18 protein-coding genes are annotated in these 21,233 nt (G+C 68.7%); 3 read left to right on the top strand and 15 right to left on the bottom strand.

From position 1 onward, the window contains the following. Positions 1–40: 40 nt before the first annotated feature. The 4 genes from LPH33_RS10110 to thyX form a co-directional block, all read right to left on the bottom strand. Positions 41–667 carry a TIGR03085 family metal-binding protein gene (locus LPH33_RS10110; RefSeq protein ID WP_229567955.1) on the bottom strand — a complete coding sequence of 209 codons (627 nt, stop codon included), beginning with the start codon at positions 665–667 and terminating at the stop codon, positions 41–43. 77 nt (positions 668–744) lie between these two features. Beyond that, positions 745–2,550, bottom strand: coding sequence for a ribonuclease J (locus LPH33_RS10105; RefSeq protein WP_016695557.1), 1,806 nt, complete (start codon positions 2,548–2,550; stop codon positions 745–747). Continuing rightward, entirely contained in the window at positions 2,550–3,455 is a 906-nt protein-coding gene (dapA, locus tag LPH33_RS10100) for a 4-hydroxy-tetrahydrodipicolinate synthase (protein ID WP_229567954.1), read from the bottom strand. The genes LPH33_RS10105 and dapA overlap by 1 nt, the downstream gene beginning before the upstream one ends. Before the next feature lie 175 nt (positions 3,456–3,630). Beyond that, positions 3,631–4,386 (bottom strand): FAD-dependent thymidylate synthase, encoded by a 756-nt coding sequence (thyX, locus tag LPH33_RS10095; RefSeq protein ID WP_016695555.1) that lies wholly within the window; start codon positions 4,384–4,386, stop codon positions 3,631–3,633. A 143-nt stretch (positions 4,387–4,529) separates the two neighbouring features. Here thyX and LPH33_RS10090 point away from each other — a divergent pair, with 143 nt between their 5' ends. Continuing rightward, positions 4,530–5,102, top strand: coding sequence for a hypothetical protein (locus LPH33_RS10090; RefSeq protein ID WP_088898227.1), 573 nt, complete (start codon positions 4,530–4,532; stop codon positions 5,100–5,102). A gap of 57 nt (positions 5,103–5,159) precedes the next feature. After that, positions 5,160–5,600: an SRPBCC family protein gene (locus LPH33_RS10085; RefSeq protein WP_016695553.1), complete on the top strand. Its 441-nt coding sequence runs from the start codon at positions 5,160–5,162 to the stop codon at positions 5,598–5,600. 27 nt (positions 5,601–5,627) lie between these two features. Here LPH33_RS10085 and LPH33_RS10080 read toward each other — a convergent pair whose 3' ends face one another. The 4 genes from LPH33_RS10080 to LPH33_RS10065 form a co-directional block, all read right to left on the bottom strand. Further along, positions 5,628–6,131 carry a flavodoxin family protein gene (locus LPH33_RS10080; RefSeq protein WP_229568316.1) on the bottom strand — a complete coding sequence of 168 codons (504 nt, stop codon included), beginning with the start codon at positions 6,129–6,131 and terminating at the stop codon, positions 5,628–5,630. A gap of 64 nt (positions 6,132–6,195) precedes the next feature. Continuing rightward, positions 6,196–6,675, bottom strand: a complete 480-nt coding sequence (locus LPH33_RS10075; RefSeq protein WP_160875935.1) for a hypothetical protein — start codon at positions 6,673–6,675, stop codon at positions 6,196–6,198. Continuing rightward, complete coding sequence (gene dapB, locus LPH33_RS10070) at positions 6,672–7,427, bottom strand: 4-hydroxy-tetrahydrodipicolinate reductase (RefSeq protein WP_170318494.1); 756 nt, start codon at positions 7,425–7,427, stop codon at positions 6,672–6,674. The genes LPH33_RS10075 and dapB overlap by 4 nt, the downstream gene beginning before the upstream one ends. Positions 7,428–7,510: 83 nt before the next feature. Next, complete coding sequence (locus LPH33_RS10065; RefSeq protein WP_160875933.1) at positions 7,511–8,110, bottom strand: TetR/AcrR family transcriptional regulator; 600 nt, start codon at positions 8,108–8,110, stop codon at positions 7,511–7,513. Between the two features lie 92 nt (positions 8,111–8,202). On the opposite strand from LPH33_RS10065, the gene zapE reads away from it, so the two are divergent. After that, complete coding sequence (gene zapE, locus LPH33_RS10060) at positions 8,203–9,213, top strand: cell division protein ZapE (RefSeq protein WP_229568315.1); 1,011 nt, start codon at positions 8,203–8,205, stop codon at positions 9,211–9,213. On the opposite strand, the gene LPH33_RS10055 is transcribed toward zapE, so the two are convergent. The 7 genes from LPH33_RS10055 to LPH33_RS10025 all read right to left on the bottom strand — a co-directional run bounded on the left by LPH33_RS10055 (position 9,162) and on the right by LPH33_RS10025 (position 21,165). Then, the gene (locus tag LPH33_RS10055) at positions 9,162–10,499 is read right to left on the bottom strand and encodes a M16 family metallopeptidase (RefSeq protein WP_160875931.1); all 1,338 of its coding nucleotides are present in this window, start codon (positions 10,497–10,499) and stop codon (positions 9,162–9,164) included. The two genes, zapE and LPH33_RS10055, sit on opposite strands and share 52 nt — an antisense overlap. An 84-nt stretch (positions 10,500–10,583) precedes the next feature. Then, positions 10,584–11,315 carry a respiratory nitrate reductase subunit gamma gene (narI, locus tag LPH33_RS10050; protein WP_229567953.1) on the bottom strand — a complete coding sequence of 244 codons (732 nt, stop codon included), beginning with the start codon at positions 11,313–11,315 and terminating at the stop codon, positions 10,584–10,586. Then, positions 11,312–12,013, bottom strand: coding sequence for a nitrate reductase molybdenum cofactor assembly chaperone (narJ, locus tag LPH33_RS10045; RefSeq protein WP_229567952.1), 702 nt, complete (start codon positions 12,011–12,013; stop codon positions 11,312–11,314). The genes narI and narJ overlap by 4 nt, the downstream gene beginning before the upstream one ends. After that, on the bottom strand, positions 12,010–13,695 hold the full coding sequence (narH, locus tag LPH33_RS10040) for a nitrate reductase subunit beta (protein ID WP_229567951.1): 1,686 nt from the start codon (positions 13,693–13,695) through the stop codon (positions 12,010–12,012). Before narH ends, narJ begins: the two co-directional genes overlap by 4 nt. A gap of 52 nt (positions 13,696–13,747) precedes the next feature. Then, positions 13,748–17,443 (bottom strand): nitrate reductase subunit alpha, encoded by a 3,696-nt coding sequence (locus LPH33_RS10035; RefSeq protein WP_145691782.1) that lies wholly within the window; start codon positions 17,441–17,443, stop codon positions 13,748–13,750. Beyond that, positions 17,440–18,687, bottom strand: coding sequence for a nitrate/nitrite transporter (locus LPH33_RS10030; RefSeq protein ID WP_160875927.1), 1,248 nt, complete (start codon positions 18,685–18,687; stop codon positions 17,440–17,442). Before LPH33_RS10030 ends, LPH33_RS10035 begins: the two co-directional genes overlap by 4 nt. 192 nt (positions 18,688–18,879) lie before the next feature. Further along, positions 18,880–21,165, bottom strand: a complete 2,286-nt coding sequence (locus LPH33_RS10025) for a polyribonucleotide nucleotidyltransferase (protein ID WP_160875925.1) — start codon at positions 21,163–21,165, stop codon at positions 18,880–18,882. Between the last annotated feature and the right edge of the window lie 68 nt (positions 21,166–21,233).

Genomic DNA, 21,233 nt, shown 5'->3' with positions numbered 1-21,233 from the left:
CCGGGCGGCGGCACTGGTCACACGCCGCCCGGGCGAGCGCTCACAGTCCGCGTTTCGACCCCGCCAGTTCGGTGACCGCCGACTCGTCGCCCTCGATCCCGAGCCGCACCTGATCGCGTCCGAAGGCGTGCAGCACGAGTTCGGACGGTTCGCCGCGCAGCACGACGGTGCGCGGACCGCGCCTGCGCAGGGTGACCCGCTCGCCGGAACCGGACCTTTCGAAGACCACCGTGACGTCGCATCCGCCGTAGCTGTTGCGTCCGATCATCCGCGCGATCCGCCAGAGCTGGTCCTGGTCGTCCGCCGACAGCGTCCGCGGCTCCCATCCGGGCTGCGCGCGGCGCACGTCCTCGTGGTGCACGAACATCTCCGCCGCGTTGGCGACGGCATCGAACAGGAACATCGGCGACCACTTCGGCGGGCCGGAATCGACGTCGGCGAGCAGGTGTGCCCACTGCCGGTCGGTGGCGGAGCGTCGCACCTTCTCCGTGTGATCGGCCAGGGCCGGGACGACGATGCCGGGCATCGCGTCCACGCGGCGCTCGCGGACGAGCAGGTGTGCGGCGAGATCCCGGACCGTCCAATCGCCGCAGAGCGTCGGCGCGTCGGGTCCGACCTCGGACATGGTGCGGACGAGGGCATGTCGTTCGCTTCGGGCGAGGCTCATTCCGCCACTCTAGCGATCACCATCGCCCGCGCCCATCGCGCGAGCCCGCGTGTTCGGCGGACCCGCGCGGACCGCGCTCAGGAGACCGGGATCACCGTGGGCACGATCATCGGGCGACGACGATAGGTCTCGGCGACCCAGCGTCCGACGACCCGGCGGATGCCCTGGGCGATGCGATGGGTCTCCGTGACCCCTTCGGCAGCGAGTTCGTTGAGCGCCTTGTCGACGAGCTGCGCTGCTTCGTTGAGCGCGCCCGGATCGTCGGAGAAACCGCGACCGGAAACCTCCGGGGTGCTCACCGCACGGCCGGTCGTGGCGTCGACCGCGACGGAGATCGAGATGAAACCACCCTCGCCGAGGACGAGACGATCGGACAGCGTGGACTCGCCCACGTCGCCCACCGACAGGCCGTCGACGTAGACGTGACCGACCGGGACGCGCCCGACGATCTCCGCGAGTCCGTCGACCATGTCGACGACCACACCGTCCTCCGCGAGCACGATCCGCTCGCGGGGAACACCCGTGGCCTCGGCCAGGGCGGCGTTCGCCCGCAGGTGGCGCCACTCGCCGTGGACGGGCATCGCGTTGGTGGGACGCACCGCGTTGTAGAGGTACAACAGTTCGCCGGCCGACGCGTGACCGGAGACGTGCACCTTCGCGTTCTGCTGGGTGACGACCTTCGCGCCGCGCTTGGCCAGACCGTTGACGACCGCGAACACCGAGTTCTCGTTGCCGGGGATCAACGACGACGCGAGGACGACGAGGTCGTCGGCCCGGATGTTGATCTGCCGGTGCTCGCCGCGCGCCATCCGGGACAGCGCCGAGAGCGGTTCGCCCTGCGAACCGGTGGAGACCAGCACGACCCGGTCGTCGGGCAGGCTCGCGGCGGTGTCGATGTCGACCTCGAGGCCGTCGGGCACGTTCAGGTAGCCGAGATCCTGCGCGATCTGCATGTTGCGGACCATCGACCGGCCGACGAACGCCACGCGCCGGTTGTAGCGCTCGGCGACGTCGACGATCTGCTGGATGCGGTGCACGTGGCTCGCGAAGGACGCGACGATCACCCGGTTGGTCGCCTTGCCGATGACGGTGTCGAGCACTCCGCCGATCTCGCGCTCGGGCGTGACGAAACCGGGGACCTCGGCATTCGTCGAGTCGACGAGGAACAGGTCGACACCTTCGTCACCGAGGCGGGAGAAGCCCGCGAGGTCGGTGAGACGGTTGTCGAGCGGCAGCTGGTCGAGCTTGATGTCGCCGGTGTGCAGCACGACGCCCGCCGCGGTACGGATCGCGACGGCGATCGCGTCGGGGATGGAGTGGTTGACCGCGAAGTACTCGCACTCGAACGGGCCGTGTGAGGTGGTCTGCCCCTCGACGACCTCGACGAGGTTGGGGCGCTGACGGTGCTCGCGGCACTTCGCCGCGACCAGCGCCAGGGTGAACTTGGACCCGACGACCGGGATGTCGGGGCGCAGGCGCAGCAGGAACGGCACGGCACCGATGTGGTCCTCGTGACCGTGGGTGAGGACGATCGCCTCGACGTCGTCCATCCGGTCCTCGATGTACCGGAAGTCGGGCAGGATCAGGTCGACGCCCGGCTGCTGGTCCTCGGGGAAGAGCACACCGCAGTCGACGACGAGCAGTCGTCCCTGGTGCTCGAAGACCGTCATGTTGCGGCCGATCTCACCGATACCGCCGAGCGCGACGACCCGCAGACCGTCGCGGGGAGCCTTCGGCGGCAGCCCCAATCGCTCGGTGGGGTCGACGATGCGGGCGTCCGGACGCTGGGGGTTCGCCGAGTTCTGCGCGACACGCCGCGGAACGCGGGCGGGCGGACCGGCGTTGCGGGTGGCGCGGCCCCGGCCGCGTGCGGGGCGGCTCATCACAGCACCCCCGCAGCCTGGAGATCCGCCGCGAGAGCGTCGATCTGCGCGGTCACCGGGGCGACCTGCGGCAGACGAGGCTCTCCGACGTCGATGCCGAGCAGCCGCAGACCGGCCTTGGAGGCGCTCACGCCGCCGAGCCGGGCGACGGCGCGGTAGATGGGCACCATCGACAGGTTGATGCGGCGGGCGAGTTCGAGATCGCCGGCCTCGAAAGCGGTGTGCAGCTCGCGGAGGCGACCGGGCACGAGATGGCCGATCACGCTGACGAATCCGACGGCACCGACGGACAGCCACGGCAGGTTCAGCGGGTCGTCGCCCGAGTAGAACTTCAGGTCGGTGGTGCCGATCAGCTCGGCGCCCGCGTTCAGATCACCCTTGGCGTCCTTCACCGCGACGATCCGCGGGTGCTCGGCGAGCAGACGCAGCGTGTCGATCTCGATCGGCACGACGGATCGAGGTGGGATGTCGTAGAGCATGACCGGCAGATCGGTCGCGTCGGCCACCGCGACGAAGTGGGCGTACAGGCCGGCCTGCGGGGGACGCGAGTAGTACGGGGTCACCACGAGCAGGCCGTGTGCACCCGCCCGCGCGGCGTCGCGCGCGAGCTCGACGCTGTGGGCGGTGTCGTTGCTGCCGGCACCGGCGATGATCTTGGCGCGGTCGCCGACGGATGCGAGCACGGCCCGCATCAGCTCCATCTTCTCGTTCTCGGTCGTCGTGGGCGATTCGCCGGTCGTACCGGCGAGAACCAGTGCGTCACAGCCACCGTCGACGAGGTAGTTCGCCAGACGCACGCCCGCATCCACGTCGAGCTTGCCATCGGCAGTGAACGGGGTCACCATCGCTGTGGCGACGGTGCCGAACGGAAGCTCGACAGCAGTTGCGGAATCACCGTTGGTCATGGTCAGAAGGCTACCGCGTGGCAGGGCCGACTCGACACACGCCCGCCCCCCGAAGACGGATCACAGATCGGTGTAGCGGTCGAGCAGAGATCTGTGTGCAGGTCGATCGGAGATCTGTGTGCAGGTCGATCGGAGATCTGTGTGCAGGTCGATCGGAGATCTGTGTGCAGGTCGATCAGAGATCGGTCGCAAGCGTGGGAGCTGCGATCTCGCTGCCGTCGGCCAGCTTCGTGATCGCGAAGTCCGAGAACGCGTTCGGTGCGGCATCCGCGAGCTGACGCACACATTCGACGGCGAGACGCCGGATCTCGACGTCGGCATGTTCGGTCGCGCGCATCGCGACGAAGTGACGCCACGAGCGGTAGTTGCCGGTGACGACGATGCGGGTCTCCGTGGCGTTGGGAAGCACCGCCCGGGCGGCCTCCCGGACCTGCTTGGCGCGCAACGGACCGGCGGGAAGATGCGAGAGCTTCTCGTCGAGCGCCGCCAGCAGCGCCACGTACGCCTCGCGGCTGCGTTCCGCGGCGGCGAGGAACAGTTCCTCGAGCTCGGGATCGCCCGCGATCGCGGGCGGAACCACCACGGGCACCTCGCCGTCGGCGACGAAACGCTGGGACAACTGCGAGAACGAGAAGTGCCGGTGCCGGATCAATTCGTGCGTGCACGAGCGGGAGATACCGGTGATGTAGAAGGTCGCCGTGGCGTGTTCGAGAACGGACAGGTGTCCCACGGTGAGCAGGTGACGGAGGTATCCGGCGTTCGTCGCGGTGCGGGGGTTGGGCTTGGACCAGCTCTGGTAGCAGGCGCGACCGGCGAACTCGATGAGCGCTTCGCCGCCCTCGGCGTCGGTGTCCCAGTCGACGTCGTCGGGGACGTGGAACTCCGTCGTGGCGATGAGCCGGACCTTCGGAACGGCGGGTTCGGGCGCCATCGTCTCCTCCTCGCCTCGGTCGTCGCGCGTCCTTATGACGCACCGTCTCTTCCGTCCGAACACTAACGCGCCTCGACCTGCGACGATCGATGACATCACGATGACACCTTGCATGACGTCACCAGCGGCGTCACACTGGCGTCATGGACATCGACAAGTACACGTCCGCCATCACCGACTCCGTGATCTCCGCGGCCGAACTCGGCGACGAGCAGACCCGGCGCACCGCCGCCGCCCTCGCGACCGCCATCGCCGCACCCGTCCGCCTCGCGGTCCTGGCAGCACTGTCCGACATGGCCAACGAGATCAGCGCCGAACTCGGCGACCGCACCGTCACGGTGCGACTCGACGGCACCGATGCCGTCCTCGCCGTCCACAACGAACCCGCTCCCCCGCACGAGGATCCGACGCCGTCGTTCGAGGAGATGACCGGCGACATCAGCCGGGTGACCCTGCGCCTCGTCGAGCAGATCAAGACCAAGGCCGAGGAAGCGGCGCAGCAGAGCGGACTGTCGCTCAACTCCTGGATGGCACAGGCCGTGCAGGGCGCCCTGCGTGAGCAGATGCGCTACCAGCGCCGGGCCGACGAATGGCGCCGGCAGGGCGGCTGGGCGAAGCCCACCCCGCCTGCACCCACCGAGCAACCGCCGACCGACACCGCCGGCCCGGACGATGCCGCGGGACCCGACGACACGGGCCCTCGCACCGACGCGTGAGGCACCTCACCGCACGATAGAGTGCCGACGCACACAATCGGGCGACGCGGAGGGCGCATGGCGGTCAGCAGCACCAGGAGTTTCGACATCGACGCAACCCCGGAGCAGGTGATGGCCGCGCTCGCCGCGGTCGAACGCCTGCCCGAGTGGTCGTCGACCCACAAGTCCGTCACCGTCGAGTCCACCCACCCCGACGGACGACCGCACCGCGTGCGGATGACCGTCTCCATTGTCGGCATCACCGACGAACAGGTCGTCGAGTACGCCTGGAACGGCGACGAGTCCATGTCGTGGACCCTGGTGGAGAGCAGCCAGCAGCGCCAGCAGGACGGCGCCTACACCCTCACCACCAAGGGATCCGGCACGACGGCCGAATTCTCCCTGACGATCGACCCGAAGATCCCCGTCCCCGGCTTCCTCGTGCGGCGCGCCGAGAAGATGGCCCTCGAAACCGCCGGCAAGGGCCTCAAGTCGTTCACGGAGAAGCATTTCCGCTGACCGCGGAGCGAAGTACTTTCGCTGACTTCAGATCTCACCGGCCGCGGTCGCCGCGACGATGGCGCCGAGCTCGTAGCACTGCTCGCGCAACTTCGCGTCGACCGGTCCGGTGATCTCGAGATCGGCAGCAGCCTGCACGAGACCCAACCCGGTGGTCAGGCGCCGAACCGAGGCCACAGCGCCGGCTGTGTCGTTGTTCCCGTGCACCCACAGACCGTAGGGACGGCCGGCCACGGCATCGAGACACGGGTAGTAGACCGTGTCGAAGAAGTGCTTGAGCGCACCCGACATGTAACCGAAATTGGCTGTCGTGCCGAACAGGAAGCCGTCGGCGGCCAGCACATCGGGCACCGTGGCGCCCAGCGCGGGAACCACCCGGACGGTCACACCCGTGATCTCCGGGTCCCGAGCTCCCGCCAGGACGGCTTCGAGGATCTCGCGGGTCGGCGGCGACGGGGTGTGGTGCACCACCAGCACCGTGCGGGATCCGTCCCCGCGCCCTGCCTCGTCCGCCCCTGCCCGGTCTTCCACAGCCTCGTCCGTCACATCAGCAGGCTGCTGCACCACGTCGAGGTTGTCAAAGCCGCTCGCCGGTTCAGAAACCGGCGTGGCCGTCCCGTTCGAGCTTCTCGAGCGCGACCGCCCGGCGCATCGTCTCCCGCGCGCGACTGCGGTCGCCCGCATAGTCGTAGGCGCGTGCGAGCCGGTAGGAGTTGCGCCAGTTGTCGGGGTCGGCTTCCCATTCCTGCTTCACGGTCGCGAACAGTTCGTCGGCGGCGTCCCGCTCGACCCGCCCCGACGGCATGCGGGGCAGGTCGTCGACGTCGAGTTCGAGGCCTTCGTCGTGGATCCGCCGCGCGAGGTGCTGATGCTGCAGCCCTGCGCGGAGGGTCGCGTAGACGATCCAGGCCCCGACGATCGGGAGGATGAGGATGCCGATCCCGAGACCGATCGCCGCGACCTCACCGGACCGGATCAGTTTCAGGCCGGTGGAGCCGAGCAGAACGAAGTAGAACCCCAGCGCCACCACGATGAACGCGATGGGCACGAGCACTTTGAGCGAGCCAGTTCTCACAGGTCGAGGAGGGGATCGATTCCGACGGTCAGACCCGGTCGCTTACCGATCTCCCGCACACCGAGCAGCACGCCGGGAGCGAAGGAGGAACGGTCGATCGAGTCGTGCCGAATGGTGAGGGTCTCGCCCTGGGTGCCGAGCAGCACCTCCTGGTGAGCGACGAGGCCGGCGAGACGCACGGAGTGCACGCGGACACCGTCGACGTCACCGCCGCGCGCACCGTCGAGTTCGGTGGTGGTGGCGTCCGGGCTCGGAGCCACACCGGCCTCGGCGCGGGCCTGCGCGATCAGACGGGCGGTGCGGTAGGCGGTGCCGGACGGGGCGTCGGCCTTGTTCGGGTGGTGCAGCTCGATCACCTCGACGGAATCGAAGAACCGGGCGGCGGCCTGAGCGAAGCGCATCGACAGCACGGCACCGATCGCGAAGTTCGGCGCGATGAGCACGCCCACCTCGGGACGATCCGCGAGCCAGCTCCGCACCCGGTCGAGGCGCTCGTCGTCGAAGCCGGTGGTTCCGACCACGGCGTGGATGCCGTTCTCGACGAGGAAGTGCAGGTTGTCCATGACGACGTCGGGGTGGGTGAAGTCGACGACCACCTGGGTCTGCGAGTTCACGAAGGCGTCGAGGCTGTCGCCCTTGTCGACGGTGGCGACGAGCTCGAGATCGGACGCGGCGTCGACGGCGGCGCAGATCGCCTGGCCCACCTTGCCGGCAGCCCCGAGTACACCCACCCGAACCTTTGTTGCATCCACTGCGTCGTCACGCCCTTTCGTTGCCGTCTCCCCGGAAATCCTACGCAACCACCCGGGGATGTCCCGAGCGGGTCGAATGCCACCTACTGCTGCGCGCAGAGCGCGTCGAGCCACAGACCGACGGTCGAACGGATCTCGTCGACCCACGCCCTGCCCGAATCCGGCGACGTGTGGGCGCGAGTGCCGTGCGTGCGATCGAACAGGACTCCTTCGAGCAGGACCACCAGATCGCGCCCCGCCGTGTCGGGCTCCTGCGCCCCGAGCTGCCGCACGAGATCGCTCGCCGCGGGGATCGAGAACATGCAGGTCGCGAGCGCTTCGGCCGACTCCGGTTCGAGCCGCGCGTCGGTCGCGAGCGCGTAGCGGGCGAGCACATCGCTGCGGCGCACGGTGAGCAGGCGTTCGAGATAGCGCGCGATCAGGTCGGATGGGTTCGGGTCGCCGGTCGTGGCGTCGAACAGCGCGGCGAAATCCGCGCGCGATCGTTCGGTGAGGCGGGCGATCGCAGCCGAGACGAGCGCGTGGCGGGTGCGGAAGTAGTAAGAGGTCGACCCCTTCGGCAGGCCGAGGTGCACGTCGATGCCCGTGTGCGTCACCGCGTGGTTGCCGCCGCGGGCGGCGAGTTCGAGGGCGGCGTCGCTGATGGCTGTGCGCCGGGAGGGACGTTGGGGCGAAGTCGTCACTCTACGATGATAGAGTCTCGGCCGTGAGGTTGCGCCGACGCAGGAACCGCAGGTCGCCGAACACCGCCACTTCGAACCCGGTCCCCCGCACCGTGTTCGACGACGCCGCGCGCAGCCGGGGCTTCGTGCTCGATCCCGCGCAACACGACGCCGTCGAGCAGCTGTGTCATCCCGAGCGCCCGAACGTCTATCTGTGGGGCCCACCCGGACGCGGCAAGAGCTGGCTCGCCGACGTGTACTTCTCGGCCTATCCCGGACCGGACAAGCTGCGCGTCCACTTCCACGAGTTCTTCCGCGACCTGCACGTCGAGCTCCGGCGGCACCGCTTCGATCTCGACGCCGCACTCGATCACCTGATCGGTCGCGCCGAGCTCGTGTGCTTCGACGAATTCCACGTCCACGATCCGGCGGACGGCACGTTCGTCGCACGGCTGCTCCCCGCACTGCTCGCACGGCGCACGCGCCTCGTCCTGACCTCGAACTATCCTCCCCACGACCTGCTCCCCAACCCGCTCTTCCACGAGGGTTTCGTCCCGACGATCGAGCTCGTCGAGCGGTGCGCGACGGTCGTCGCCCTGGACGGTCCGCGCGATCACCGGCTCGATTCCGACCGTGCGCGGGGCTTCGCGTCGGGGATCTGGGCCGTCTCCCCGTCCGACCTGCAGCTACGACGACTCGGTCTCGAGCGGCCGACACCGGCCGAACATCGGGTCCTGCGCCCGGCGGGACGTCCGCTCCGCGCCCTACGGGCCGAGAAGGACTGTCTCTGGTTCGACTTCGGCGATCTCTGCGGGCACACCACGGCTCCGGCCGACTATCTGGCGCTCGCGGCGGACCACCTGTTCTGGGTCGTCGACGGGATCCCGGACCTGACGGCCGCGGGGGGCGAACCGGCGCAGCGCTTCGCCAATCTCGTGGACGTGCTCCACGACCGCGACGCGCGGGTCGTGTTCGTCTCGGAGGTCGCCGTGCCGGAACTCGCCGCCCGGGCGGGACCCGTCGCGCACGACATCGGACGCCTGCGGAGCCGACTGGCCCAGCTGGGGACGATTCAGGACACGAGTTCGCGCACCGACGCCGGAAGGTCCCGCGTGCGCCTGTAGGGACCGGCGACGGCGACCGCGAACGGCCGGTGCAGCAGGTCGGCTGCCACCCTGCGCACCTCCTCGGTGGACACCGACGAGATGCGTTCGAGGGTCTCGGTGATGCTCCAGTGCTGCCCGTAGCTCAGTTCGCTGCGGCCGATCCGGTGCATGCGCGCCCCGGTGTCCTCGAGTCCGAGTACGAGACCACCGCGCAGCGACCCCTTGGCGCGAGCGCATTCCGCGTCGGTGATGCCGTGTTCGGCCACGTCGGTGAGTACCTCCCGGACCACCGCGGCGACCTCACCGAGGTTGTCGGGCTGACAGCCCGCGTACACGGAGAAGGCGCCGGTGTCGGCGAAGGTGTCGGTGCCGGAGTACACCGAGTAGGCCAGGCCCCGCTTCTCGCGCACCTCCTGGAACAAACGCGAACTCAGTCCGCCGCCGACAGCTGCGTTGAGCACCGACAGCGCCCAGCGGCGCCCGTCGTGCCGGCCGAAGGACCGCACGCCGAGGGTCAGATGAGCCTGTTCATTGTCGCGCTCGACGATGCTCATCGTCGGCGCGGTACGCAGTTCGAGCCGACCGTCGCGGCAGGGCGCGGGAGTGGCCGCGTCGTCCAGATGACCGGTGAAGGCGCGGCGCACCAGTTCGACGGTGTGCGCGTGGTCGACGTTGCCGGCGACCGCGACGACCATCCGCGGCGGCGTGTAGCGGCGCACGTGGAACGAATGCAGCTGGGTGCGGGTCATGGACTCGATCGACTCGACGGATCCGATGATCGGCCGTCCGATCGGGTGATCGCCGTACAGTGCGGTGAGCAGCGAGTCGCCGAGCAGGTCCTCGGGATCGTCGTCGCGCATCGCGATCTCCTCGAGCACCACCTGACGCTCGACGTCGACGTCCGCGCTCAGGCACCGGCCGCGCAGGACGACGTCGGCGACGACGTCGACGGCGATCGGCAGGTCGTCGTCGAGGACGTGCGCGTAGAAGCAGGTGTGTTCCTTGCTGGTGAACGCGTTGAGCTCTCCCCCGATCCCGTCCATCGTCTCGGCGATGTCGAGAGCGGTACGCGTCGGGGTCGCCTTGAACAGCAGGTGCTCGAGGAAGTGGGCGGCGCCTGCGACCGACGGTTGTTCGTCGCGGGATCCGACGCCGACCCACACGCCGACGGCCGCCGAGCGCACTCCCGGGACGTGCTCGGTGACGACCCGCACTCCCCCGGGGAGGACCGAGCGGCGGACGCCGGTGGCCGCGACGGGTGCGGGGGTCGAAGCGTCGTTCTTCACGTGGGAACTGGAAGCCATGGGGATCTTCGGTGGTCCTGACAAGGTCGGAGGGCGCGGAACATTTCACAGTACACCGGGACTCTCCCCCACCGTCGGTCGCGCTCACCACCCCCGTCGTTGCGGTTGCGAACCCACGAGCCGGCCGGGACGTGCCTCCTCGCGGCTGCGGTAGACGATGTACGGCCGGAACAGGTATCCGACGGGGGCACTGAAGGCGTGGACCAGGCGGGTGAACGGCCAGATGGCGAAGAGCAGGAGACCGATCAGCGCGTGCAGCTGGAAGCTGAACGGTGCCTCGACCATCAGGTCGCCGCGGGGTTGCAGGACCCAGATCGACCGGAACCACGGCGAGACGGTCTCCCGGTAGTTGTGTTCCTCGCCCACGACACCCGACCCCATCAGCGTGGTGGCGAGACCCGCCACGATCGCGGCGACGAGCACGACATACATGACCTTGTCGTTGAGAGTGGTGGCGCTGAAGACGGGACCGCGGGTGCGACGGCGGTACACGAGCAGGGAGATGCCGACGAGCGTCGAGACACCGGCGATCGTGCCGAGAGTGATGGCCTGCACGTGATAGGCGTGCTGACTCAACCCGACGGCGTCGGTCCACGACTGCGGGATCACCAGGCCGATGACGTGGCCGACGATCACGACCAGGATTCCGAAGTGGAACATCGGGCTCGCGATGCGCAGCAACCGCGCCTCGTACAGCTGGGACGAACGGGTGGTCCATCCGAACTTGTCGTATCGGTACCGCCACCAGGTCCCCACCGCGACGATCGCGAGTGTCACGTACGGCACCACGTCCCAGAAGATCTCTCCTGCACTCATGATTCCGGGACTCCTCGCCGGGAAGATCCGTCGGACGGCGACGAGGGCGCGGGCCGGGGCGGCACCGTCAGGGTGAAGGGCTGCAATCCGATCGACTCGCGGGGCGGTCCCGCCTGCGCGAGGCGCCGGGCCCGCTCCTCGTCCCGGGCGGTGACCGGCGGGAGCGTCGCGCACACGGCCGCGACGACCTGCGCGTACGGCGAGCCGGCCTCGTGCAGGGAGGTGTGCAGCACGTCGAGGGCCACCCGATACCGGGTGAGGAGTTCCTCACCCGCGGCGGGATCCACGGTGGCCGCGAATTCGAGGACGACCGGCAGATGGTCGGGTGATTCGTGGGCGGGCGGCTCGACGCCCGCGGCGCGGTAGGCACTCGCGAAGGCGTGCATCTCGGCGCCGCGATTCCGGGTGTCGCCCGCGGTCCAGTAGGTCAGGTACATCGTCGAGCGTCGCCGCAGGTCGAAGGTCTCGACGTACCGCTGGGCCAGGACGAGCAGATCCGGTTCGTCCAGTGCGCGGACCGCCGTCCCCAGCATGTCCTCCTCGGGACCGGTGATGTGGTCGACGAGCTGCCCGGCGACGTCCAGCCGTCCGGCGTGTCCGTCGTCGGGATAGGCCAGCAGCAGCGACGCGGCCTGACGGACGAGGCGACGGTGCAGTGCGCGATCGACGCCGGCGCGCCGTGGACGCAGCAGTCTCATCGCTTCTCCCCTTCCGTGCCGTGACCGCCCCTGTCGTGACCGCCCGGGAACATGCCCGTCGGCACGCCCTTGCCGTCCCAGTTCAGGAGGTTCACCCGCGACGGGTTCGACGCGTTCGCCGCCATCCCCTCACTGGTCTGCCGCTGGGCGAGGGCGTGGAAGGTCTCGACCGCCACCGGGACCGGGGCGCCGCTGGCCTCACCGAACGGACCCGACTCGTACATGCCGGGACCACCCTCGTAGGACAGTGCGCAGTCCGTCGCCGACTCCTCGAGGCGATGCCCTTCGGCCGCGTAGGCGGTGGGGATGACGTACCGCTCGTCGTACTTGGCGAGCGCGAGGAGCCGGTACATCTCGTAGATCCGTTCCTCGGTCATGCCGACGGCCTCGGGGATCTCGGGGCGGGTCTCGCGGCCGAGATTGATGTCGCGCATGTAGGAGCGCATCGCGGCGAGTCGTCGCAACACCGCCTCGACCGTCGCGGTGTCCCCGGCGGTGAACAGTTCCGCGAGGTACGCGATGGGGATGCGCAGGGCGTCGAGGGCGCCGAACAGGTTGCCGATGTCCTCGCCGTCGTGTCCCTCCCGGCTGACGGCGTCGACGACCGGTGACAGCGGTGGCACGTACCAGACCATCGGCATCGTCCGGTATTCCGGATGCAGCGGCAACGCGACCCGGTACGTGCTGATCAGGTCGTAGACCGGGGACCGTTGCGCGGCCTCGATCCACTCGTCGGAGATGCCCTCGGCGCGGGCGCCGGCGATCACCTCGGGGTCACGGGGGTCGAGCAGCAGGCCGCGTTGCGCCTCGTACAGGTCGGTGTCGTTCTCCACCGATGCCGCCTCCAGGACCCGATCGACGTCGTAGAGGACCAGACCGATGTACCGGAGCCTGCCCACGCACGTCTCCGAACACACGGTCGGCAGCCCCACCTCGACCCGCGGGTAACAGAAGGTGCACTTCTCGGCCTTGCCGGTCCTGTGGTTGAAGTACACCTTCTTGTACGGGCATCCGGACACGCACATCCGCCAGCCGCGGCACCGGTCCTGGTCGACGAGCACGATGCCGTCCTCCGACCGCTTGTACATCGCGCCGGACGGACACGACGCCACACACGACGGGTTGAGGCAGTGCTCGCAGATCCGCGGCAGGTAGAACATGAAGGTCTGCTCGAACTCGAGCTTGATCCGGTCGCCGACCTTCTTCAGGATCGGGTCGTCGGGCACGATCGCCGGTGAGCCACCGAGGTTGTCGTCCCAGTTCGCCGACCATTCCACCTTCATCGGTTCACCGGAGATGAGGCTGCGCGGCGAGGCCACCGGGACGTGGTCGCCGAGCGGGGCGTTCGTCAGGTTGTCGTAGTCGTAGGTCCACGGTTCGTAGTAGTCGTGGATCGACGGCATCTTCGGGTTCGAGAAGATGCGGGCGAGTTTCGCGAGGCGTCCACCGTCGCGGAGACGCAGCCGTCCCTTGGTATCCCGGACCCAGCCACCGCGCCAGCGTTCCTGGTCCTCGTAGGTGCGCGGATAGCCCTGGCCCGGGCGGGTTTCGACGTTGTTGAACCACACGTACTCGGTGCCCGACCGGTTGGTCCACGCCTGTTTGCAGGTCACCGAGCAGGTGTGGCATCCAATGCACTTGTCGAGGTTCATCACCATCGCAAGTTGTGCCATGACCTTCATGTCCGCCTCGCTTCCTGCATCGCACTCCACCCGGCTGTTCGCTCGACGAACATCAGTAGACGACCTCCTGCGATCTGCGACGCACGATCGTCACCTCGTCGCGCTGGTTGCCCGTCGGGCCGAGATAGTTGAACGCGTAGGCCGTCTGCGCGTATCCACCGGCCAGGTGGCTCGGCTTGATGAGGATGCGGGTCAGCGAATTGTGGATGCCGCCGCGGCGTCCGGTGGTCTCGCTGCGCGGGACGTCGATGACGCGGTCCTGGGCGTGGTAGACGAACACCACCCCTTCGGGCATCCGGTGCGAGACGATCGCCCGGCACACCACGACACCGTTGCGGTTGACGGCCTCGACCCAGTCGTTGTCGCTCACCGAGATCTTTGCGGCGTCGGCCGGCGACATCCACATCGTCGGCCCGCCCCGGGACAGCGACAGCATGAACAGGTTGTCCTGATATTCCGAGTGGATCGACCACTTCGAGTGCGGCGTCAGATACCGAACGGCCAGCCCGATTCCGTCACCCGTGCCGACGGCCGGTTCGTCGAACAGTCGCGACATGTCCAGTGGGGGCCGGTAGACGGGGAGCTGCTCACCGAGTTCCTCCAGCCAGTCGTGGTCGAGGTAGAAGTGCATCCGTCCCGTCAGGGTGTGGAAGGGTTTGAGTTCCTCGATGTTGACCGTGAAGGGCGCGTACCGCCGACCTCCGGTTTCGCTCCCCGACCATTCGGGGCTCGTGATGACGGGCACGGGACGGGCCTGGGTATCGGCGTAGGTGATGCGCCGCTCTTCGCTGCCCTCCGCCAGGTGCACGAGTCGCCGTCCGGTGCGTTTCTCCAGTTCACGGAAACCCTCGACGGCGAGCCTGCCGTTGGACGTGCCCGACAGCGCGAGGATCGTGTCGGCCATGCGTTCGGCGGTGGTGATCGCCGGACGTCCCTGTCCGGCACCGGAATCCATCACGCCGAATCTCTGTGCCAGTTCGGCGACCTCACGGTCCGGCCGGGTCACGACGCCCTTGGTGTTCAACCCGAGAGACTCGACGAGCGGACCGAGCGTCGCCCACTTCTCCGCGATCGCACCGTAGTCCCGTTCGACGACGGTGAGCGGACCCATCGTCCTCCCCGGAACCGGCACCTCGCCGGTCGAGCGCCAGTCCCGCTCGGTGCCGGACGGATACGCCATCGCTGCGGGCGTGTCGTGCTGCAGTGTCCCCATCACGATGTCGGTGCGGGTTCCCAGGTGGGTCCGGGCGAGGGTGCTGAAGGTCTGCGCGATGGCGCCGAAAGCGTCGTAGTCCGAACGGGTTTCCCAGGGCGGATCGACCGCTGCGGTGAAGGCGTGGATGTAGGGGTGCATGTCGGTGCTCGACAGGTCGCCCTTCTCGTACCAGGTCGCGGCGGGCAGGACGATGTCGGAGAACAACGTTGTCGAGGTCATGCGGAAGTCGATCGACATGAGCAGGTCGAGTTTTCCTTCGGGCAGGTCGTCGGGCCACGCCACCTCACCGGGCCGCAGGCCGGGGGCGGTCGGCTCGGCCTGCACGTTGGAATCGGTGCCGAGCAGGTGCCGCAGGAAATACTCGTTGCCCTTGCTGGACGAGCCGAGCAGGTTCGACCGCCACACGCTGAGCACGCGCGGCCAGTTCCGCGGGTCGTCGGGGTCGGTCACCGACAGTTTCAGTTCACCCGAGGCGAGTTGCTGCGCGACGTGCTGCGGGATCTCCCGTCCCGCCGCCCGTGCCTGTTCGGCAATCTCGTGGGTGTTGCGGTCGAACTGGGGATAGAAGGGTGTCCAGCCCATGGCGACCGCGGACGCCATGACGTCCATCGTGTGCTTGTCGCGGAAACGACCTCGTCCCAGCGGACTGGCCAGCGCGTCGGCACGGTAACCGTCGTAGCGCCACTGGTCGGTGTGCACGTACCAGTAGGAGGTGCCGGCCATCTGGCGAGGTGGGCGAGACCAGTCCGTCCCCATCGCCATGGCCGCCCATCCCGTGACGGGACGGCACTTCTCCTGGCCGACGTAGTGCGCCCACCCGCCTCCGTTGCGTCCCATGCAGCCGGTGAGCATGAGCAGCGCAAGTACGGCGCGATAGGTCGCGTCGCCGTGGAACCACTGGCAGATGCCGGCCCCCATGATGATCATCGAACGCCCGCCCGACTCCTCGGCGTTGCGGGCGAACTCCGTCGCGATCCGGATCGCCTGGGCCGCGGGCACCCCGGTGAGGGCCTCCTGCCAGGCCGGGGTGTACGGCGAGCCCGGGTCGTCGTACCCGCTCGGCCACTGCCCGGGCAGGTCGAGCTCCGGACGGTTCACCCCGTACTGCGCGAGCATCAGGTCGAAGACGGTGCACACGAGGTGGTCCCCGATCCGACGGACCGGCACGCCCCGTTCGATGCTTTCACCGTGCCCGTCGACGGTGTCGAAGCTCGGCAGGTACACCGCCGCGGTCTCGCCCGCTCCCCCGCCGCCGGGCGCGACCGTCAATGTCGGGACGAGGTCGCCGAGTTCGAGATTCCACTTTCCGATGCCGTCGTCGCCGTAGCGGAAGCCGAGGGAGCCCGGGGGTACGACGACGGTGTCGGTCGTACCGTCGACGAAGACCGGTTTGAAGGCCGCGTTCTCGACGCTGTGCCCGAGATCGGCGGCGGTGAGGTTCTTGCCCGGCACGAGCCTTCCGTCGCGTTCCTCGACCCGCACGAGGAAGGGCAGGTCGGTGTACCGGCGCACGTAGTCGACGAAGAACGGCACGCGCTGCCGCACATAGAACTCGGTGAGGAGCACGTGGCCCATCGCCATCGCCAGGGCACCGTCGGTACCGGCCGCGCACGCCATCCACTCGTCGGCGAACTTGGTGTTGTCGGCGTAGTCCGGACTCACCGAGACGACCTTGGTGCCGCGGTAGCGGACCTCCGTCATCCAGTGCGCGTCCGGGGTGCGCGTGACGGGCACGTTCGAACCCCACATCATCAGGTAGGAGGCGTCCCACCAGTCCCCGGACTCGGGCACGTCGGTCTGATCGCCGAAGACCTGCGGCGACGCCACCGGCAGGTCGGCGTACCAGTCGTAGAACGACGTCATCACGCCGCCGAGCAGTTCGACGAACCGGGATCCGGCGGCGAAGGAGACCATCGACATGGCGGGGATCGGCGAGAAGCCGGCCACCCGGTCGGGTCCGTACTCCTTGATGGTGTGGACGTGCGCGGCGGCGATCATCTCGGTGGCCTCGGCCCACGTGACGCGCACCAGTCCGCCCTTGCCGCGGGCACGCTGGTAGCGGCGGCGCCGTTCGGGATCGTTCTGGATGTCGGCCCAGGCGAGCACCGGATCGCCGAGTCGCTGCCGCGCCTCCCGGTACATCTCGACGAGCAGCCCGCGCGCGTACGGATAGCGCACGCGCGTCGGCGAGTAGGTGTACCAGGAGAAGGCCGCGCCGCGCGGGCATCCGCGCGGTTCGTACTCGGGACGGTCGGGGCCGACTGTCGGATAGTCGGTTTCCTGGGTCTCCCAGGTGATGATGCCGTCCTTGACGTAGATCTTCCACGAGCACGAGCCGGTGCAGTTCACCCCGTGGGTCGAGCGGACGACCTTGTCGTGGCTCCAGCGGTCCCGGTAGAAGATGTCGCCCTCGCGGCCACCGCGCCGCGTGACCGTGCGTGTGTCGTCGGACTGCTCGCCGGAGGTGAAGAACCGTCCGCTGCGCACGAGCAGTTCCTCGATCCGGTTCCCGACTCCGGCGGTGTCCGTCACGGCTTCTCCTCACGTACGTCGCGGGTTCCGGATCGTGCGACAGGGGGCGGTTCGTGGGCGTGCAGGCGGAATGCGGTGTAGAACAGGCACACCAGTGCCGTCGCCGCGAGCAGGAGCAGACCGACGGTGTAGTCGTTGCCTTCGGCGTCGTAGGTCGCGCCCATCACCAGTGGCGGGAAGTAGCCGCCGAGCCCACCGGCAGCGGCGACGATGCCGGTGACACTGCCCACTGTGTGCGCCGGGGCGCGGCGCGCCACCCACGCGAAGACACCGCCGGTGCCGATGCCGAGGAAGATCGCCATTGTGATGAACGTCAGCGCCGACCACAGGTCGGGCGGGGGCTGGAAGGTCGCGATCACCGCCATCACGGCGGTGCCGGTGAACGAGGCCAGGACCACGTATTTCGGCGGCACCCGGTCCGACAGCGCTCCGCCCACGGGCCGGGCGAGGACCGCGGCGAGCGCGAAACCCGCCGTGCGCGTACCGGCGTCGACGGCGGAGAAGCCGTAGATCGTCTTGATGTAGGTGGGCAGATAGTTGCTGAACGCCACGAATCCGCCGAACACGACCGCGTACAGGAACGACATCTCCCAGGTCACACCGAGTTTCGCCGCGGCTGTCAGTTTGGGCAGCACCGGGTCGGTGTTGGGACGGAAATCGGGAGCATTGCGCATCATCAGGATGCACACCACGGCGGTCACGGCGAGGGCGGCCGCCACGACGATGTGGGTGGGCACCAGCCCGAACCAGTTCACGAAACGCGGGGTGAAGAAGGCCGACAGGGCCGTGCCCACCATGCCCGCCCCGAACACGCCGGTCGCGAAGCCGCGGCGGGCGGGTTCGTACCAGTTGTTGGCGAACGGGATCCCGACCGCGAAGATCGTGCCGGCGATGCCGAGGAAGAACCCGCAGACCAGGAGCAACGGATAGGAGCCGGCCTCGGCGGCGAATCCGACCGCGACGACGGGAACGATCGACGACAGCGAGACGGCGATGAACATCGCCCGTCCGCCGTACCGGTCCGTCATCGCCCCGACCGCGATGCGACCGAGGGAGCCCACGAGGATCGGCGTGGCCACCAGCATCGACGCTTCCGTGCTGCTGAGCGACATGTCGGTGGCGTAGGTCGTCGACAGCGGCCCGATCATGTTCCAGGCCCAGAAGTTGATGGCGGACACCCAGGTTGCCAGAGCCAGATTCGCTCCGCGCAACCTCCCGAGATCCGCCTGCGTGTCCGTTCTCACATACTCAGGGAACCATTCCCGGGCGCGGTCCGGACCCGGTTCGGCGGAACCTCACCCGGATGACGTCCGGCCGTTGCACCCCGGTAACCATGGTCTGCCGGAAACGACGCACCCGTGGTGCCCGACCGGATGTCGGGCGCCACGGGTGCGGGGTTCACGCGCCCACCGGGAACCGGCAGGCGGGTGGGGTGATCAGGACTCGGCGTTCTCGCCGGTCGCAGCGGCCTCGGCCGACTCGTCCTCGACGGGGACGAGGCTGATCTTGCCGCGGTTGTCGATGTCGGCGATCTCGACGCGGATCTTCGAACCGACGTTCACGACGTCCTCGACCTTGGCGATGCGCTTGCCGTTGCCGAGCTTGCTGATGTGCACCAGGCCGTCGCGGCCGGGGAGCAGGGAGACGAACGCTCCGAACGCCGTGGTCTTGACCACGGTGCCGAGGAAGCGCTCGCCGACCTTCGGCAGCTGCGGGTTGGCGATGGCGTTGATCTTGTCGATCGCGGCCTGCGCGGACGGGCCGTCCGCTGCACCGACGTAGACGGTGCCGTCATCTTCGATGGAGATGTTGGCGCCGGTCTCCTCGGTGATCGAGTTGATCATCTTGCCCTTGGGGCCGATGACCTCACCGATCTTGTCCACCGGGACCTTGATGGTGGTGATCCGCGGAGCGAATTCGCTCATCTCGTCGGGCGTGTCGATGGCCTCGGCCATGACCTCGAGGATCGTGGCGCGGGCATCGTGGGCCTGCGAGAGCGCACCGGCGAGGACCTGCGACGGGATACCGTCGAGCTTGGTGTCGAGCTGCAGGGCGGTCACGAAGTCCTTCGTGCCGGCGACCTTGAAGTCCATGTCGCCGAACGCGTCCTCCGCACCGAGGATGTCGGTGAGGGCGACGTAGCGGGTCTCGCGGGTGCCGTCCTCGAGCTCGACCTCGTCGGAGACCAGGCCCATGGCGATACCGGCGACCGGGGCCTTGAGCGGCACACCGGCGTTGAGCATCGATAGCGTCGAGGCGCAGACCGAACCCATGGACGTCGAGCCGTTCGAGCCGAGGGCCTCGGAGACCTGACGGATGGCGTAGGGGAACTCCTCCTGGCTCGGCAGAACCGGGATGAGCGCGCGCTCTGCGAGGGCACCGTGGCCGATCTCGCGACGCTTCGGCGAGCCGACACGACCGGTCTCACCGGTGGAGTACGGCGGGAAGTTGTAGTGGTGCATGTAGCGCTTGCTGGTCTCGGGACCGAGCGAGTCGACCTGCTGCGCCATCTTCACCATGTCGAGCGTGGTGACACCCATGATCTGGGTCTCGCCGCGCTCGAACAGCGCCGAACCGTGGGCGCGGGGAACGACCGCGACCTCGGCGGAGAGGGCACGGATGTCGGTGACACCGCGGCCGTCGATGCGGAACTGGTCGCGCAGGATGCGCTGGCGCACGAGCTTCTTGGTCAGTGAGCGGAAGGCAGCGCCGATCTCCTTCTCGCGACCCTCGAAGTTCGGAGCGACCTGCTCGAGCACCTCGACCTTGATCTCGTCGGTGCGGTCGTCGCGCTCCTGCTTGCCGGCGATGGTGAGCGCCTCGGCGAGCTTCTCCGACGCGGCGGACTCGACCGCGGTGTAGACGTCGTCCTGGTAGGGCGGGAACAGCGGGAACTCACCGGTGGGCTTCGCGGAGGCGGCGGCGAGCTGCTGCTGCGCGATGCACAGGCGGGCGATGAACGGCTTCGCCGCCTCGAGGCCCTCGGCCACGACGGACTCGGTGGGCGCCTGGGCGCCACCGTCGACGAGCGCGATGACGTTCTCGGTCGCCTCGGCCTCGACCATCATGATCGCGACGTCCGCGGTGTCGGGGTTGTCTGCCCCACCGACAATGCGACCGGCGACGACCATGTCGAAGACGGCGTTCTCGAGCTGCTCGACGGTCGGGAACGCGACCCACTGGCCCGACTTGTTGTCGTCGGAGACGATGAGCGCGACACGCACGCCACCGACCGGGCCGGAGAACGGCAGGCCGGCGAGCTGGGTGGAGGCCGACGCGGCGTTGATCGCGACGACGTCGTAGAGGTCGTTCGGGTTCAGGCTCAGAACCGTGACGACGACCTGGATCTCGTTGCGCAGACCGTCGACGAAGGACGGGCGCAGCGGCCGGTCGATCAGACGGCAGGTCAGGATCGCGTCGGTGGAGGGGCGTCCCTCACGACGGAAGAACGAGCCGGGGATACGACCCGCGGCGTACATGCGCTCCTCGACGTCCACCGTCAGCGGGAAGAAGTCGAACTGGTCCTTGGGCTGCTTCGAGGCGCTGGTGGCCGAGAGCAGCATGGTCTCGTCGTCGAGATAGGCGACGACCGAACCGGCGGCCTGGCGTGCGAGGCGGCCGGTCTCGAAACGGATGGTGCGGGTGCCGTAGGCACCGTTGTCGAGCGTCGCGGTGGTCTCGTAGACCCCTTCGTCGATCTCGACTGCGGTAGTGCTTGTCATCTGTATGTCTTCTCTTCCCTCTTCGTCTTCGCCGTACCCGCGCGGGCGCCGCGACCCCCGTGGCCACG

Source organism: Rhodococcus sp. RDE2 (assembly GCF_020885655.1).
Lineage (GTDB): Bacteria > Actinomycetota > Actinomycetes > Mycobacteriales > Mycobacteriaceae > Rhodococcus > Rhodococcus pyridinivorans.
Note: the sequence above shows the minus strand (reverse complement) of the source record. Positions and strands in the feature narration are given on the sequence as shown.

Excerpts from the sequence above, each read along its gene's own strand:
- LPH33_RS10025 (WP_160875925.1), bottom strand. The coding sequence starts at position 21,165 with ATGACAAGCACTACCGCAGTCGAGATCGACGAAGGGGTCTACGAGACC.
- LPH33_RS10055 (WP_160875931.1), bottom strand. The coding sequence starts at position 10,499 with ATGGCTTCCAGTTCCCACGTGAAGAACGACGCTTCGACCCCCGCACCC.
- narI (WP_229567953.1), bottom strand. The coding sequence starts at position 11,315 with ATGAGTGCAGGAGAGATCTTCTGGGACGTGGTGCCGTACGTGACACTC.
- dapA (WP_229567954.1), bottom strand. The coding sequence starts at position 3,455 with ATGACCAACGGTGATTCCGCAACTGCTGTCGAGCTTCCGTTCGGCACC.
- narJ (WP_229567952.1), bottom strand. The coding sequence starts at position 12,013 with ATGAGACTGCTGCGTCCACGGCGCGCCGGCGTCGATCGCGCACTGCAC.
- LPH33_RS10110 (WP_229567955.1), bottom strand. The coding sequence starts at position 667 with ATGAGCCTCGCCCGAAGCGAACGACATGCCCTCGTCCGCACCATGTCC.
- LPH33_RS10105 (WP_016695557.1), bottom strand. The coding sequence starts at position 2,550 with ATGAGCCGCCCCGCACGCGGCCGGGGCCGCGCCACCCGCAACGCCGGT.
- LPH33_RS10085 (WP_016695553.1), top strand. The coding sequence starts at position 5,160 with ATGGCGGTCAGCAGCACCAGGAGTTTCGACATCGACGCAACCCCGGAG.
- thyX (WP_016695555.1), bottom strand. The coding sequence starts at position 4,386 with ATGGCGCCCGAACCCGCCGTTCCGAAGGTCCGGCTCATCGCCACGACG.
- LPH33_RS10090 (WP_088898227.1), top strand. The coding sequence starts at position 4,530 with ATGGACATCGACAAGTACACGTCCGCCATCACCGACTCCGTGATCTCC.
- narH (WP_229567951.1), bottom strand. The coding sequence starts at position 13,695 with ATGAAGGTCATGGCACAACTTGCGATGGTGATGAACCTCGACAAGTGC.